This is a genomic window from Curtobacterium sp. PhB190 (assembly GCF_004365385.1).
Taxonomy (GTDB): domain Bacteria; phylum Actinomycetota; class Actinomycetes; order Actinomycetales; family Microbacteriaceae; genus Curtobacterium.
On sequence record NZ_SODN01000010.1, the window covers coordinates 1 to 14998 of the forward strand.

The window sequence follows — 14998 nt, forward strand, 5'->3', positions numbered from 1 at the left end:
ACCTGAACAACCGAAGCTGCCCAGGCACGAGGTCAATCAATAAATTGGCATTGACAATGTGCACGCTGTTGAGTTCTCAAGGACCAGACGCACTCCCCCGCTCGACACCCGAAGATGCTCCGCCAGAGAGGCTGGTGAATCCGCTGCCCGGGGAAGAACCGTGGCGGACAAGATCCCCGGGTAAACCCAGTGACCGTCTCAGCCGTTCCGTTCTCCGCCGCCGTGGCAACGAGTGATCACTTTACGCAGGGACGAACGGCTGCGCCAAGCCAGGCTGCATCCCGGGCGTGTCGCCCGGATCGGCGCCGAACGCGGAACGGCCCGCTCCCCCGAGGGGGAACGGGCCGTGGGGTGACGAGCCGGGTCAGTGGCGCGCGATCACCGGGTTCTTGAGCGTGCCGATGCCCGAGATCGTGACCTCGACGACCTCGCCGTCGCGGATCTGGCCGACCCCGGCGGGGGTACCGGTCAGGATGACGTCACCGGGCAGCAGGGTCCAGATCGACGACACGAACTCGACCAGCGAGGGGATGTCGTGGACCATCTCGTTCGTCGAGCCCGCCTGGCGCAGGTCGCCGTCCACGCGGGTCTCGATGCGGATGTCCGACGGGTCGATCTCGGTCTCGATCACGGGGCCGAGCGGGCAGAAGGTGTCGAACCCCTTCGAACGGGTCCACTGGCCGTCGCGGGCCTGCAGGTCGCGGGCGGTCACGTCGTTGGCGATCGTGTACCCGAGCACGACGCTCGCGAAGTCCTCGCGCCGGACGTTCTTGGCGAGCGATCCGATCACGATGGCGAGTTCGCCCTCGTGGTCGACGCGGCCGATGTCCGCCGGCAGACGGATGGGTTCGTCGGGTCCGATCACCGAGGTGTTCGGCTTGAGGAACACCACCGGGTCGTCGCCGGCGCGCTCGTCCATCTCCGAAGCGTGCTCGAGGTAGTTGAGCCCCACCCCGATGACCTTCGACCGCGGGATGACGGGGGCGAGGAGCTTGGCGTCGGCGAGTGCGACACGCTCCCCCGTGGTCTCGAACCCCTGGTACATCGGGTCTCCAGCGAGCACCACCAGGTGCCGCTCGTCGAGGATGCCGTACCGGGGGTCTTCACCCTTGCTGCTGAACCGTGCGATCTTCACCGTTCGACCCTACCCACGCTCGGACGTCGATCAGGACGCGTCGGTCAGCTTCGTCATCCACCCGTGCGGGTCGGGACGACGTCCGTACTGGATGTCGGTGAGCTCGTCGCGCAGGGACATCGTGAGTTCCCCGGCGCCCTCGGTCGGCGAACCGATCGTGAAGCCCTCGCCGCGGAGCTCCGCGATCGGGGTCACGACGGCGGCCGTCCCGCAGGCGAACGCCTCGGTGATGGAGCCGTCGGCCACACCGTCACGCCACTCGTCGAGGGTCACCCGGCGCTTCTCGACCGTGAGCCCGCGGTCCTCTGCCAACTGCAGGATCGAGTCGCGCGTGATGCCCTCGAGGATGGAGTCGGAATCCGGCGTGACGAGCGTGCCGTCGGACTTCACGAGCACGACGTTCATGCCGCCGAGTTCTTCGAGGTACTTGCCCTCGACCGAGTCGAGGAACATGACCTGCTGGCACCCGTGCTCGTAGGCCTCCTGCTGTGGCAGCAGCGACGACGCGTAGTTGCCACCGGTCTTGGCGGCACCGGTCCCGCCCTTGCCGGCACGGGCGTACTGGGTCGACAGCCAGATCGAGACCGGCTTCGGGCCCGAGGCGAAGTACGCCCCGGCCGGGCTCGCGATGCAGTGGTACGCCACCGCCTGCGCCGCACGCACCCCCAGGAACGACTCGGTCGCGATCATGAACGGCCGGAGGTACAGGCTCGTCTCGGGCGCGGACGGCACCCAGTCGACGTCGGTCTGCACGAGCTGCCGGATCGACTCGACGAAGGCCTCGACCGGCAGTTCCGGCAGCGCCAGCCGACGGGCCGACCGCTGGAACCGACGGGCGTTGGCGTCCGGGCGGAAGGACCACACCGACCCGTCCGCGTGCCGGTACGCCTTGAGCCCCTCGAAGATCTCCTGCGCGTAGTGCAGCACGCTGGCGCTCGGGTCGAGCGAGAGCGGGCCGTAGGGGTGGACCGAGGCACCGTGCCAACCGCCGTCGAGCGTCCACTCGACGGTGGCCATGTGGTCCGTGAAGTGCTTGCCGAAGCCCGGGTCGGCGAGGATCTCCTCGCGCTCGGCGGCGGCACGACGGTCCGCGGACGGGGTGGTGGCGAACTCGAGTCCGAAGGCGGTGTCGGTGCTCATGGGGAGGGCTCCTTCTCAGGCGGTGGTGGTGCGTGCCGTGGCCGCGGCGGCGATGGCGTCGCCGATCTCGGCCGTGCGACGCTGCGTGGTGCCCCGGTCTGCCAGGTCCGCCTCGACGGCCCGCGTCACCGCCGTCGCCAGGTCGCTGCGACCGATGTGGTCGAGCAGCAGGGCGACGGAGAGGATGGCGGCCGTGGGATCGGCCTTCTGCTGACCCGCGATGTCCGGCGCGGAGCCGTGGACCGGCTCGAACATGCTGGGGAAGGTGCCGTCCGGGTTGATGTTGCCCGAGGCCGCCAGACCGATGCCGCCGCTGATCGCGCCGGCCAGGTCGGTGATGATGTCGCCGAAGAGGTTGTCGGTGACGATGACGTCGAACCTAGCAGGATCCCGCACCATGTGGATGGTGACCGCATCGACGTGCTGGTAGTCCACCGTGACGTCCGGGAACTCCGCGCCGACGGCCGCGACCGTGCGCTGCCACAGGGCCCCGGCGTGCACCAGGACGTTGCTCTTGTGCACGAGCGTGAGGTGCTTCCGTGCCCGACGGTTCGCCAGGTCGAAGGCGTAGCGGACGACCCGCTCGACACCGAACGCGGTGTTCAGCGAGACCTCGGTCGCGATCTCCTGCGGCGTGCCCGTGCGGATCGCTCCGCCGTTGCCGACGTACGGCCCCTCGGTGCCCTCGCGCACGACGACGAAGTCCACCGCGCCCGGGTCGGCGAGCGGCGTCGCGACGGCGTCGTGGACCTTGGTCGGTCGCAGGTTGACGTAGTGGTCGAACGCGAAGCGCAGCTTCAGCAGGAGCCCACGCTCGATGATCCCGCCGGCGAGCCGGGGGTCGCGGGGGTCCCCGCCGACCGCTCCGAGCAGGATCGCGTCGTGCGACGCGATGGCGGACATGTCTTCCTCGGTGAGGATGTCACCGGTCTCGAGGTAGCGCGTCGCACCGAGCGAGAACGGGGTCTCCTCGATGACGAGGTCGTCCGGGGTCACGGCGTGCAGGACCTTGAGGGCCTCGTCGACCACCTCTGGTCCGATGCCGTCCCCGCGGATCACCGCGAGCTGGAGCGTCCGGACGGCCATCAGAGCGTGATGTCGATCTCGCGGAGCGAGGAGGCGTCGATCGCCCGGCCGACGTGCTCGAGGATCTCGGCGGGCACCGGCGAGTCGACGGTGAGGACGCTGAGCGCCTGGCCGCCGGCGGCTTCGCGCGAGATCTGCATCGCCGCGATGTTGATGCCGGCCTCGCCGAACTCCTTGCCGTAGACCGCGACGATGCCCGGGCGGTCGACGTACTCCATGACGACGTGGTGCCGGTCGAGCGGGACCTCGACGTCGTGCCCGTTGATCTCGACGAGCTTCTCGACCTGCTTGGGGCCGGTGAGCGTGCCGGAGACGCTGATCGCGGGGCCGTCGGACTGGGCGCCGCGGATCGTGAGCACGTTGCGGTACTCGGGGCTGTCGGTCTCGGTGATGAGCCGCACGGTGACACCGCGCTGCTCCGCGATGAGCGGGGCGTTGACGTAGGAGACCTGGTCGCTGACGACGTCGGTGAAGACGCCCTTGAGCGCCGCGAGCTTGAGCACGCTGACGTCGTACTCGGCGAGCTCGCCGTGGACCTCGACGTCGATGCTCGTGACGGGCGACGTGGCGAGGGCCGTGAAGACCTGGCCGAGCTTCTCGACGAGCGGGATGCCGGGGCGGACGTACGGGTCGATGACGCCGCCGGCGACGTTGACCGCGTCCGGCACGAGCTCGCCGCCGAGCGCGAGACGCACCGACTTGGCGACCGAGACGCCGGCCTTCTCCTGCGCTTCGTCCGTCGAGGCACCCAGGTGCGGCGTGACGACGACGTTGGGCAGCGCGACGAGCGGGGAGTCCTTCGGGGGCTCCGACACGAAGACGTCGAGGCCGGCACCCGCGATGGTGTTCGCGGTCAGTGCACGGTGCAGGGCGTCCTCGTCGATCAGGCCGCCGCGGGCGACGTTCACGACGAACGCCGTCGGCTTCATGAGCGCGAACTGGTCGTCCGAGATCATGCCGAGGGTCTCGGGCGTGCGCGGCATGTGGATCGTGACGAAGTCGGCACGCCGCAGCAGGTCGTCGAGGGAGACGAGCTCGACCCCGAGCTGCTGGGCGCGAGCCGTCGTGACGTAGGGGTCGTACGCGATCACCTGGACGCCGAAGGCCTGCAGGCGCTGCGTGATGAGCGCGCCGATGCGGCCGAGACCGATGATGCCGACGGTCTTCTCGTAGAGCTCGACGCCGGTGTACGACGAGCGCTTCCACGCACCGGCGGCCAGCGACGCGTGCGCGGCCGGGATGTGGCGGGCGAGCGACAGGATGTGCCCGACGGTGAGCTCGGCGGCGGAGATGATGTTCGACGTCGGCGCGTTCACCACCATGACACCGGCGGTGGTCGCCGCCTTGATGTCGACGTTGTCCAGGCCGACACCGGCACGGGCGACGACCTTGAGGTTCGGGGCCGCGGCGATCGCCTCGGCATCGACCTTGGTGGCGGAACGCACCAGCACGGCATCCGCGTCGGCGAGGGCCGACAGGAGCGCGGGGCGGTCGGTGCCGTCCACGTTCCGGATCTCGAAGTCGGGCCCGAGGGCGTCGACCGTGGCGGGCGAGAGTTCTTCGGCGATCAGGACGACCGGCTTCGACACAGCTGCTGTTTCCTCACGAGAGACGGTTGGTATCCCACCATGCTATCGACGTGCGCGGCCCGTTACGACCGCGGCGCCTAGAACTGCAGCAGGCTCGGCACGAACAGCTGCAGGTCGAGCCAGAGGGCGCCCGCCGCCGCGAAGGCGAGGACGAACACGGCGAGGGTGACCGCGAGCCGCGCACGACGCGTGATCACCAGGGCGACCACGAAGGCGACCGGGGCGATCAGGATGTCCAGGACCAGCCACACCCAGGGTGTGCTCGCCTGCAGCGACTCGCCACCGGAGGTGGTCGCGAGGAACGCGTTGAACTCGTCCACCCGCTGCGAGATCTGCGTGAGGTTCCCCACCGCCTGCACCGTCATGTAGGCGAAGAGCACGGCGAACACGAGCCAGACCGCGATGCGGCCGACGACCGGACCGCGCGACCGGCGGCCGACCGGCGTCGCGGCGGTCACCCGAAGCTCCGCGTCAGCAGGAACGGCCACGGGAACAGCACCACGGCACCGAGCAGCATCCAGAGCAGTCGTGTCCGGGTCCGGCTGCCGCGGGCGGCCCACAGCACCACCGTGAACCACAGCGCCGGCGCGAGGATGGCGAGGAACCGGAGCACCTCGACGAAGACCGTCAGGACGGTGTCGACACCCGAGACGTACGAGGTCGACGCCGTCAGCAGCCAGGCGACCGTGTAGAGCAGGTAGAGCCCACCGAACACGCCGAACCCGACGAGGGCGCCGGAGGTCTCCGGTGCCTCGGGGTCGCGGTCGCCACGGTCCTTGACGGCGACCGGGTTGTGCGCGGCGTCGACGTGGGTGGCGTCGTCGGCGTCACCCCAGCTGAGCGCCTCGTCGTCGTGGTCGACGGCGTTCGTCACGTCCGGGTCGACCGACCCGTCGGGTGGGGATGCTGCCGTGTTCATGCCTCGATCCTACGAGGGACCGGCGCACGGGGAGACCACGGGTTCCCGGTGGGCGGTGCGCTCAGGCGTCGGCGGGCTGCGTCGCGAGCACCTCGGCGACGACGTCGCGCACGGCGGGGAAGAGCGGGTGGCTCTCCATCAGGCCGGTGAGGATCTCGGTGAGCGCGTGCGCCGTCGCGCCGGAGCGGAGCAGCGCGTGCAGCTCGATCGACTCCGGGTCGTTCTCGTCGTCGAACGCGAGCGCGACGCGGACGGCCCCGAGCAGGTGCTCGACCGGCAACCCGCGTTCGGCGAGCTGCGCGGCGGGACCGACGAAGCGCTCGCGTCGGCCGAGCTTGCGGAGCGGGTTGCGTCCGACGCGCACGGTGGTGTCGGGGAGGTGCGGGTTCGCGATGCGCGACAGGTTCGCCGCGACGTACCGAGCGTGGTCCTCCGGGTCGAAGCCGTGCTTCGCGACGAGCAGCGCGGTGGTCTCGGCGAGCACGCCGTCGACCTCGGCACGGACGGCGTCGTCCTCGAGGGCTTCGCGGATGAGCCGGATGCCCCGGACGTAGCCGTGGTAGGCGGCCGTCGCGTGCGCGGTGTTCACCGTGTAGAGCTTGCGCTCGACGAAGGGCTGCAGGTCGTCGACCCAGGTGACGCCCTCGATCGTCGGGGGTTCGGCGTCGGAGCCGAGGAACGGCGTGCGCTCGATGACCCACTCGTAGAAGGGCTCGAGCACGACGTCGAGGCCGCCGGACTGCCCGAGCACGCCGGACTGGTCGGGGACGATGCGGTCGATGGCGCAGTTCGCGAAGACCGCGGCGATGTCGCGGTCCTCGAGCACCGGCGCACGCCGGATGCTCGCGTGCAGCGAATCGGTGGCGTTGAACGCGTTCTCGCACGCCACGATCGTGACGTCGCCGCGCTCGAGCGGACGTGCCGCGAGTCCCTCGGCGATGAGCGGTGCGACGAGCGGGAGCGTCCGGGCGCCGACGGCGGTCGTCACGACGTCCGCCTCGGCGATCGCCTGGATCACGCGGTCGCGGTCGGTCTTGCTGCTGAGCGCCCGGAAGCCGTAGACGAGGTGCTCGACCGGCATCTCGCCGACCTCGTGCACCACGAAGCGTCCGGCTTCGTTCAACGCGGACACCACACGGTCGTCGACGTCGACGAAGGTGAGCTCGTAGCCGCTCGCCACGAGGAACTGGCCCACGAACCCACGCCCGATCTTGCCGGCGCCGATGTGGACCGCTCGTTTCGTCACCGCCATCCGATGATCATCCCATGCTGGTCGGTCCGCCCCTGACCGCTCGTGCGGACCGCGGACGACGGCTGTCGCACATCGTCCGGGCGCACGCCGAGGGGACGCCGGTCCACGGCGTCGGGGCTGGAGAAGAGCTGCTGCATAACGTTCGGGTCACGTCGCGAGGCGGCGGTGCAAGGGCTGCACCGCCGCCTCGTCATCGAGTGTTCCTCGGAAGACTACCGCGCTGCCGAGCCGTCCACGTAGTCGCCGTCGTTCTGCTTCCACGCGAAGAGCGCGCGGAGCTCGCGGCCGGTCGCCTCGATCGGGTGGCCCTCGCCCTTGGCGCGCAGCGCCTTGAACTCGGGTGCGCCGGCGTCCTGGTCGTCGATGAAGCGCTTCGCGAAGGCACCGTTCTGGATGTCCGCGAGCACCGCCTTCATGTTCTCCTTGACGTCGGGCGAGATCACGCGCGGGCCGGAGACGTAGTCGCCGAACTCGGCGGTGTCGGAGATCGACCAGCGCTGCTTGGTGAGGCCGCCCTCCCAGATCAGGTCGACGATCAGCTTGAGCTCGTGCAGGACCTCGAAGTACGCGATCTGCGGCTGGTAGCCCGCCTCGACCAGGGTCTCGAAGCCGTACTGGATGAGCTGCGAGGTGCCACCGCACAGGACGGCCTGCTCGCCGAACAGGTCGGTCTCGGTCTCCTCGGTGAAGGTCGTCTTGATGCCGCCGGAGCGCAGACCACCGATGGCCTTCGAGTACGACCAGGCGAGGTCCCAGGCGGAACCCGACGCGTCGACCTCGACGGCGACGATGACGGGGACGCCGCGGCCGGCCTCGTACTCGCGACGGACGGTGTGACCCGGGCCCTTCGGGGCGACGAGCGACACGTCGACGCCCTCGGGCGCCTCGATGTAGCCGAAGCGGATGTTGAAGCCGTGGCCGAAGACGAGCGTGGCGCCCGGCTTGAGGTTCGGACGGATGTCGTCGGCGTAGACGATGCGCTGGACCTGGTCCGGCGCGAGGATGACGACGACGTCGGCCCAGGCGGTGACGTCGGCCGGGGTGAGGACCTCGAAGCCGGCCTCTTCGGCCTTCTGGCGGCTCTTCGAGCCCTCCTTGAGGCCGATCTTGACCTCGACACCCGAGTCACGGAGGTTGAGGGCGTGGGCGTGGCCCTGCGAGCCGTACCCGATGACGGCGACCTTCTTGCCCTGGATGAGCGTCAGGTCGGCGTCGGCGTCGTACACGATGTCAGTCACGAGGGTGTGTCTCCTTGGTTCTGGTGGATTGTGGGGGTGGCGGACCGCTGGTCAGCGCACCCGGTCGGTGATGCTCTTCGGTCCGCGACCCATGCCGAGGAGTCCCGCACGGGCGAGCTCCTTGATGCCGTAGGGCTCGAGGACGCGGAGGATCGCCTGGATCTTGCCGGGGTCTCCGGTCACCTCGACGATGAGCGAGTCGTTCGCGACGTCGACGACCTGTGCGCGGAACAGGTTCACTGCCTCGAGCACGGCCGACCGTGTCTGGTTGTCGACGCGGACCTTCACGAGCATGTGCTCGCGCTGGACGGACTGCGAGAAGTCCAGTTCGACGATCTTGATGACGTTGACGAGCTTGTTGAGCTGCTTCGTCACCTGCTCGAGCGGGAGGTCCTCGACGTCGACGACGACGGTGATCCGGCTGAGGCCGTCGACCTCGGTGTTGCCGACGGCGAGCGACTCGATGTTGAACCCGCGGCGGGCGAACAGGCCCGCGACGCGGGTCAGCAGACCGGGCTTGTCCTCGACGAGGAGGGACAGGACGTGGCTCATGCGGTTTCCCCCGTCATGTCGGCGTCCTCATCGTCCCAGGTGGGTGCGAGGGCCTGGGCGTACTCGATGGACGAGTTGCTGACTCCCTGCGGGACCATCGGCCAGACCATCGAGTCACGGCTCACGACGAAGTCGATCACCACGGGGCGGTCGTTCGTCTCGAGTGCGAGCTGGATGGCGGCGTCGACCTCGTCGGCCTTCTCGACGCGGATGCCGAGGGCACCGTACGCGTCCGCCAGCTTCACGAAGTCGGGCACTCGGCGCGAGTCGTGGCCGGTCTCGAGGTCGGTGAACGAGTGACGACCGTCGTAGAACAGCGTCTGCCACTGCCGCACCATGCCGAGCGACGAGTTGTTGATGATCGCGACCTTGATCGGGATGTCGTTGATGACGCAGGTCGCGAGTTCCTGGTTCGTCATCTGGAAGCAGCCGTCGCCGTCGATCGCCCAGACCACGCGGTCCGGCTGGGCGACCTTCGCGCCCATCGCGGCGGGGACGGAGTAGCCCATCGTGCCCGCGCCGCCGGAGTTCAGCCAGGCGTTCGGGCGCTCGTACTTGATGAACTGCGCCGACCACATCTGGTGCTGTCCGACACCCGAGGCGTAGACGGCCTCGGGTCCGGAGAGCTCGCCGATGCGCTTGATGATGGCCTGCGGGGCGAGCAGCCCGTCGGTCGGCTCGGCGTACCCGAGCGGGAAGTCGACCTTGAGCTGGCGGAGCTTCGTCCACCAGTCGGCCGTCGAGGCGCGGTCGTCGACGGCGATGCCGCCCCACGCGTCGAGCAGGTCGACCAGGACCTCACGGGCGTCGCCCACGATCGGGACGTCGGCGAAGCGGATCTTCGAGATCTCGGCCGGGTCGATGTCGACGTGCACGACCTTGGCGTTCGGCGCGAACTCGTCGGCCTTGCCCGTCACGCGGTCGTCGAAGCGGGCACCGAGCGCGATGATCAGGTCGCTGTCCTGCAGACCGAGCACCGCCGGGACGGTGCCGTGCATACCGGGCATGCCGAGGTGCTGCGGGTGCGAGTCCGGGAAGGCGCCGCGTGCCATCAGCGTCGTCACGACGGGCGCACCCGTCGCCTCGGCGAAGCGGAGCAGCTCGGCGGTCGCACGGGAGCGGATCACGCCGCCGCCGACGTAGAGCACCGGACGCTCGGCCTCGGCCAGGAGCTGCGCGGCCGCGGTGATCTGCTTGCCGTGCGCCTTGGTGACCGGTCGGTAGCCGGGCAGGTCGATCTTGGGCGGCCAGACGTAGGGCGCCGACTTCTGCTGGGCGTCCTTCGTGATGTCCACCAGCACGGGGCCGGGCCGACCGGTCGTCGCGATGAGGTGCGCCGCGGCCAGGGTCGCCGGCACGTCGGCCGGGTCCGTGACCAGGAACGAGTGCTTCGTGATCGGCATCGTGATGCCGACGATGTCGGCTTCCTGGAACGCGTCGGTCCCCATCAGCGTCGAGAACACCTGGCCGGTGATCGCGATGAAGGGCACCGAGTCCATGTAGGCGTCGGCGATGGCCGTGACGAGGTTCGTCGCACCGGGGCCGGACGTCGCGATGGCGACACCGACCTTGCCGGACGCCGAGGCGTAGCCCTCGGCGGCGTGGCCGGCGCCCTGCTCGTGGCGGACGAGGATGTGGCGGATCGTCTTCGACGCCATGAGCTCGTCGTAGAACGGGATGATGGCACCGCCCGGCAGGCCGAAGACGTCGGTGATCCCGAGGTGCTCGAGCGTCCGGAGGACGGCTCCCGAGCCGGTCAGGATCTCCGGCGACCGGCGTGCACCGGCGGCCGCGGACAGCGGAGTTGCTTCCGTGGGCATGAGGTGGTCCTTGCCTGGAGAGGTGGCGATGGTGCGTGTGTCGAACGCTAGCCCGTGACCGCGCCCTGGGCGGCGGACTTCACGAGCTTGGCGTACTTCGCGAGGACTCCGCGGGTGTAGCGCGGGGGCAGCGGGGCCCAGCCGTCACGGCGGGCCTCCAGCTCGGTCGGGTCGACCAGTAGGTCGAGCGAGCGAGCCGCGATGTCGACACGGATGCGGTCGCCATCGCGCACGAAGGCAACTGGACCTGCGTCCACTGCCTCGGGTGCGATGTGGCCGATGCACAGGCCGGTTGTGCCGCCTGAGAATCGTCCGTCGGTCAAGAGTAGTACATCCTTGCCGAGGCCCGCGCCCTTGATGGCTGCGGTGATGGCGAGCATCTCGCGCATGCCCGGGCCGCCCTTGGGGCCCTCGTAGCGGATGACGACGACGTCGCCCTTCTGGATCTTCCCCTCGGTGAGGGCGTCCATCGCGGCACGCTCGCGGTCGAACACCCGCGCGGGGCCCTCGAACACCTCGGCGTCGAAGCCCGCGGTCTTCACCACGGCACCCTCGGGGGCGAAGGTCCCCTGCAGGACGGTCAGGCCGCCGGTCTCGTGGATCGGGTTGTCGAGCGTGCGGAAGACCTCGCCGTCGAGCGCCGGCGGGTCGATCTCGGCCAGGTTCTCGGCGACGGTCTTGCCCGTGACGGTGAGGCAGTCACCGTGCAGCAGGCCGGCGTCGAGCAGCGCCTTCATGATCACCGGGATGCCGCCGTTGCGGTCGACGTCGACCATGACGTACTTGCCGAAGGGCTTCATGTCGGCCAGGTGCGGGACCTTCGAACCGATGCGGTTGAAGTCGTCCAGCGACAGCTCGACCTCGGCCTCGTAGGCGATGGCGAGCAGGTGCAGGATGACGTTGGTGGAGCCGCCGAGGGCCATCGCCACGGCGATCGCGTTCTCGAAGGCTTCCTTCGTCAGGATCTGGCGGGCGGTGATCCCGTGCTCGAGCATGTTCACCACGGCCTCGCCGGAGCGGTGCGCGTAGTAGTCACGGCGGCGGTCGGCGCTCGGCGGGGCGGCGGAGCCCGGCAGCGACATGCCGAGGGCCTCGGCCACACTCGCCATGGTGTTGGCCGTGTACATGCCACCGCAGGCGCCCTCGCCCGGGACGATGGCGCACTCGATCTTCTTCAGCTCTTCCTCGGACATGGTGCCGGCCTTGCAGGCGCCGACGCCCTCGAAGGAGTCGATGATCGTGACTTCCTTCATCGTGCCGTCGGCCTGCTTCACGTAGCCCGGCATGACCGAGCCCGCGTACAGGAACACGCTCGCCAGGTCGAGGCGCGCGGCGGCCATGAGCATGCCCGGCAGGGACTTGTCGCAGCCGGCGAGCAGGACGGTGCCGTCCAGGCGCTCGGCGTTGACGACGGTCTCGACGCTGTCGGCGATGACCTCGCGCGAGACGAGCGAGAAGTGCATGCCCTCGTGGCCCATCGAGATGCCGTCCGAGACGGAGATGGTGCCGAACTGCAGCGGGTAGCCGCCGCCGGAGTGGACGCCTTCCTTGGCGCCCTGTGCGAGGCGGTCGAGCGAGAGGTTGCAGGGCGTGATCTCGTTCCACGAGGACGCGATGCCGATCTGCGGCTTGCTCCAGTCCTCGTCTCCCATACCGACGGCCCGCAGCATGCCACGCGAGGTGGTTGCTTCGATCCCGTCGGTGACGACCCGGCTGCGCGGCTTGACGTCGATATCAGGCATGGAGCGAGTCTAGGACCGATTGGGATACCAGTCGCGCACCTTCATGCGTTCGCATGCTTCCGCGTGGCGGACGGGAGGCCCGGATCACCCTGTCAGCGCGTCGCACGCAGGCGCGCGAGCTGCTTCAGGACGCCGGTCAGGGCCGCCGGGTCCGCGATGCGGTACCCGGCACGGGTCTCCCCCGGGCCCACCTTCACGCCGACGTCGCCGTCCCCGAGCACGCGGAAGCCGTCCTCGTCGGTGACGTCGTCACCGGCGAAGAACACCGCGTCGGCACCGTGGAGCTCGCGCAGCCGGGCGATCGCGTCACCCTTCGTGACGTGCCGGACGGCGAACTCGACGATGTCCTTGCCGCCACGCTCGAGCACGTCGGCATCGGCCTCGTGCGCCGCACGGCTCGCGTCGGCGTTCGCCTGCGCGGCGACCTCGGCGCTCACGCGACGGGTGTGCACGCCGTGACCGGCCGGCTTGTGCTCGATGACGACGCCCGGGTACCGCGCGCCGACCTCGTCGAGCGCCGCACCGATGCGTGCGACCCGGGCGACCTCGTCGTCGGTCAGGGCGGCCTCGTCGTGGCCGTCCACGCGCCACTCGACACCGTGCGACCCGACCAGCGCCATGTCCTGCGGCGCGTGCGACACGGCCGCGAGACTGCCGAGCGGGCGACCGGAGACGAGCACGACCTCGGTGTCCTTCGCACGGTGCAGGGTCAGGACCGCTGCCCACGAGCCCGGCAGGGCGCCGACCTGCGACGGCTCGTCGGCGAACGGCGCGAGCGTGCCGTCGAAGTCGAGGGCGACGATGAGTCGCGGCGCAGCCGCGAGCGTCTCGAGAGCCGTGTCGATGGCGGTCTGGTCGGTGGTGGTCTCAGTCATCACGTGCCTCCCGGGTGTCCTCGGCAGCCCTGGCGGACTGGGCGTCCTGGTCGAAGATCGACATGTTGTCGGTCTGCGCCTCACGGTGTCGGTCCGCCGGGTCGGTGGCGGACGGGTCGAGCTGGGCGTTCCGCGGCGCGTGCCGGTCGAGCGCCTCGAGGAACGAGCGCGACCAGCGCGCCACGTCGTTGTCGCGCACCCGCTTCCGGAGCGCACGCATGCGTGTCGAGCGCTCGCGGCGCGGCATCTCGATCGCGCGCTCGATGCTGTCCTTCAGCGCGCCGATGTCGTGCGGGTTGACGATGACGGCCTGCTTCAGTTCGTCGGCGGCACCGGCGAACTCGGACAGGATGAGCACCCCGTCGCTGTCGAAGCGGGCCGCGACGTACTCCTTCGCGACGAGGTTCATGCCGTCCCGCAGCGCGGTGACGAGCATGATGTCGGCGGCCAGGTAGAGCGCCACCATCTCCTCGCGCGGGTACCCGTGGTGCAGGTACGAGATCGGCTGGTGGCCGATGACCCCGAGGTCGCCGTTGATGCGGCCGACGCTCAGCTCGATCTCGTCGCGGAGCGTGGCGTAGGTGTCGACGCGCTCGCGGCTCGGGCTCGCGACCTGGATGAGGGCGGCGTCCTCGACCTTGATGCGGCCGTCCTCGACGAGCTCGCCGAAGGCCTTGATGCGGTGCCGGATGCCCTTGGTGTAGTCGAGACGGTCGACCCCGAGCAGCACCGTCTTCGGGTTGCCGAGGCTCTCGCGGATCTCGCGGGCACGCTCCTGCACCTCGGGACGGCGCGCGATGTCCTCGAAGGCCTCGGCGTCGATCGAGATCGGGAAGTGCCGGGCCTCGACGTGGCGGACCGTGATCCCCTTGCGGCTGCGCGGTGCGTCCGGGTCGTCGACGGGGACGTCGATCGTCTGGCCCTTCGTCGTGTAGCCCTTGATGTGACGTACCGCGCGGAGGAAGTCGCTCGCGTCGTCGTGGCGCTGGAAGCCGATGACGTCGGCGCCGAGCAGGCCGTCCAGGATCTGCGCGCGCCAGGGCAGCTGGGCGTAGATGCCGACCGGCGGGAACGGGATGTGGTTGAAGAAGCCGATCGTCAGGTCGGGACGCTTGGCCCGGAGCAGTGCCGGCACGAGCTGCAGCTGGTAGTCCTGCACCCAGACGATGCCGTCCTGCTCGGTGATCTCGGCGATCTGGGCGGCGAAGCGCTCGTTGACGCGCTTGTACGCGTTCCACCAGTCGCGGTGGTAGCTCGGGTGCTCGATGACGTCGTGGTAGAGCGGCCAGAGGGTGTCGTTGCTGAAGCCCTCGTAGTACTCCTCGACGTCGTCGTCGGACAACGGCACCGGCACGATGTGGATGCCCTCGTTGTCGAACGGCTCGACCTCGACCTCGGGCTGGCCGACCCAGCCGACCCAGGCCCCGTCGTTCGCGCGCATCACGGGCTCGAGGGCGGTGACGAGGCCACCGGGCGAGTGCCGCCACCCCTCGTTGCCGTCCTGGTCGACGACCCGGTCCACCGGCAGGCGGTTCGAGGCGACGACGAAGGCGTACTTGGTGGAGGAACGAGAAGGCGCAGACACGGTGGGAACCTACCAGCGCCCGGACAGCGGATTCACGGCGGATCGGCGGGTTCCGGTACGCTGCG

13 protein-coding genes are annotated in these 14998 nt (G+C 69.7%); all 13 read right to left on the reverse strand.

Annotated features, from left to right (window positions below):
• Nucleotides 1–364 precede the first annotated feature (364 nt).
• Nucleotides 365–1135 (reverse strand): fumarylacetoacetate hydrolase family protein, encoded by a 771-nt coding sequence (locus tag EDF47_RS16060; RefSeq protein ID WP_111085932.1) that lies wholly within the window; start codon nt 1133–1135, stop codon nt 365–367.
• 30 nt (nt 1136–1165) lie between these two features.
• Nucleotides 1166–2275, reverse strand: a complete 1110-nt coding sequence (locus EDF47_RS16065) for a branched-chain amino acid aminotransferase (protein WP_133938877.1) — start codon at nt 2273–2275, stop codon at nt 1166–1168.
• 15 nt (nt 2276–2290) lie between these two features.
• Nucleotides 2291–3361: a 3-isopropylmalate dehydrogenase gene (locus tag EDF47_RS16070; RefSeq protein WP_133938879.1), complete on the reverse strand. Its 1071-nt coding sequence runs from the start codon at nt 3359–3361 to the stop codon at nt 2291–2293.
• Entirely contained in the window at nt 3361–4950 is a 1590-nt protein-coding gene (serA, locus tag EDF47_RS16075) for a phosphoglycerate dehydrogenase (protein WP_123938753.1), read from the reverse strand. The genes EDF47_RS16070 and serA overlap by 1 nt, the downstream gene beginning before the upstream one ends.
• 77 nt (nt 4951–5027) lie before the next feature.
• Nucleotides 5028–5408 carry a hypothetical protein gene (locus EDF47_RS16080; RefSeq protein ID WP_123292271.1) on the reverse strand — a complete coding sequence of 127 codons (381 nt, stop codon included), beginning with the start codon at nt 5406–5408 and terminating at the stop codon, nt 5028–5030.
• Nucleotides 5405–5869, reverse strand: coding sequence for a hypothetical protein (locus EDF47_RS16085; RefSeq protein ID WP_111085937.1), 465 nt, complete (start codon nt 5867–5869; stop codon nt 5405–5407). The genes EDF47_RS16080 and EDF47_RS16085 overlap by 4 nt, the downstream gene beginning before the upstream one ends.
• 61 nt (nt 5870–5930) lie before the next feature.
• Nucleotides 5931–7121, reverse strand: a complete 1191-nt coding sequence (locus EDF47_RS16090) for a mannitol-1-phosphate 5-dehydrogenase (protein WP_123292269.1) — start codon at nt 7119–7121, stop codon at nt 5931–5933.
• Nucleotides 7122–7333: 212 nt separating this feature from the next.
• Nucleotides 7334–8359 carry a ketol-acid reductoisomerase gene (gene ilvC / locus EDF47_RS16095; RefSeq protein ID WP_111085939.1) on the reverse strand — a complete coding sequence of 342 codons (1026 nt, stop codon included), beginning with the start codon at nt 8357–8359 and terminating at the stop codon, nt 7334–7336.
• A 51-nt stretch (nt 8360–8410) separates the two neighbouring features.
• Nucleotides 8411–8911 (reverse strand): acetolactate synthase small subunit, encoded by a 501-nt coding sequence (gene ilvN / locus EDF47_RS16100; protein ID WP_022907763.1) that lies wholly within the window; start codon nt 8909–8911, stop codon nt 8411–8413.
• Complete coding sequence (locus EDF47_RS16105; RefSeq protein ID WP_123292268.1) at nt 8908–10731, reverse strand: acetolactate synthase large subunit; 1824 nt, start codon at nt 10729–10731, stop codon at nt 8908–8910. The genes ilvN and EDF47_RS16105 overlap by 4 nt, the downstream gene beginning before the upstream one ends.
• A 47-nt stretch (nt 10732–10778) precedes the next feature.
• A complete protein-coding gene (gene ilvD / locus EDF47_RS16110; protein ID WP_123292267.1) occupies nt 10779–12473 on the reverse strand; it encodes a dihydroxy-acid dehydratase in 1695 nt (564 codons plus the stop codon).
• Between the two features lie 92 nt (nt 12474–12565).
• Nucleotides 12566–13348, reverse strand: a complete 783-nt coding sequence (gene otsB, locus EDF47_RS16115) for a trehalose-phosphatase (RefSeq protein WP_111085942.1) — start codon at nt 13346–13348, stop codon at nt 12566–12568.
• Nucleotides 13341–14933 carry an alpha,alpha-trehalose-phosphate synthase (UDP-forming) gene (otsA, locus tag EDF47_RS16120; protein WP_123292265.1) on the reverse strand — a complete coding sequence of 531 codons (1593 nt, stop codon included), beginning with the start codon at nt 14931–14933 and terminating at the stop codon, nt 13341–13343. The genes otsB and otsA overlap by 8 nt, the downstream gene beginning before the upstream one ends.
• Nucleotides 14934–14998 lie beyond the last annotated feature (65 nt).

Bases quoted from the DNA above. Each gene is read 5' to 3' on its own strand.
- EDF47_RS16065 (WP_133938877.1), bottom strand. From the start codon at position 2,275: ATGAGCACCGACACCGCCTTCGGACTCGAGTTCGCCACCACCCCGTCC.
- EDF47_RS16070 (WP_133938879.1), bottom strand. From the start codon at position 3,361: ATGGCCGTCCGGACGCTCCAGCTCGCGGTGATCCGCGGGGACGGCATC.
- EDF47_RS16085 (WP_111085937.1), bottom strand. From the start codon at position 5,869: ATGAACACGGCAGCATCCCCACCCGACGGGTCGGTCGACCCGGACGTG.
- EDF47_RS16090 (WP_123292269.1), bottom strand. From the start codon at position 7,121: ATGGCGGTGACGAAACGAGCGGTCCACATCGGCGCCGGCAAGATCGGG.
- ilvN (WP_022907763.1), bottom strand. From the start codon at position 8,911: ATGAGCCACGTCCTGTCCCTCCTCGTCGAGGACAAGCCCGGTCTGCTG.
- EDF47_RS16105 (WP_123292268.1), bottom strand. From the start codon at position 10,731: ATGCCCACGGAAGCAACTCCGCTGTCCGCGGCCGCCGGTGCACGCCGG.
- ilvD (WP_123292267.1), bottom strand. From the start codon at position 12,473: ATGCCTGATATCGACGTCAAGCCGCGCAGCCGGGTCGTCACCGACGGG.
- otsB (WP_111085942.1), bottom strand. From the start codon at position 13,348: ATGACTGAGACCACCACCGACCAGACCGCCATCGACACGGCTCTCGAG.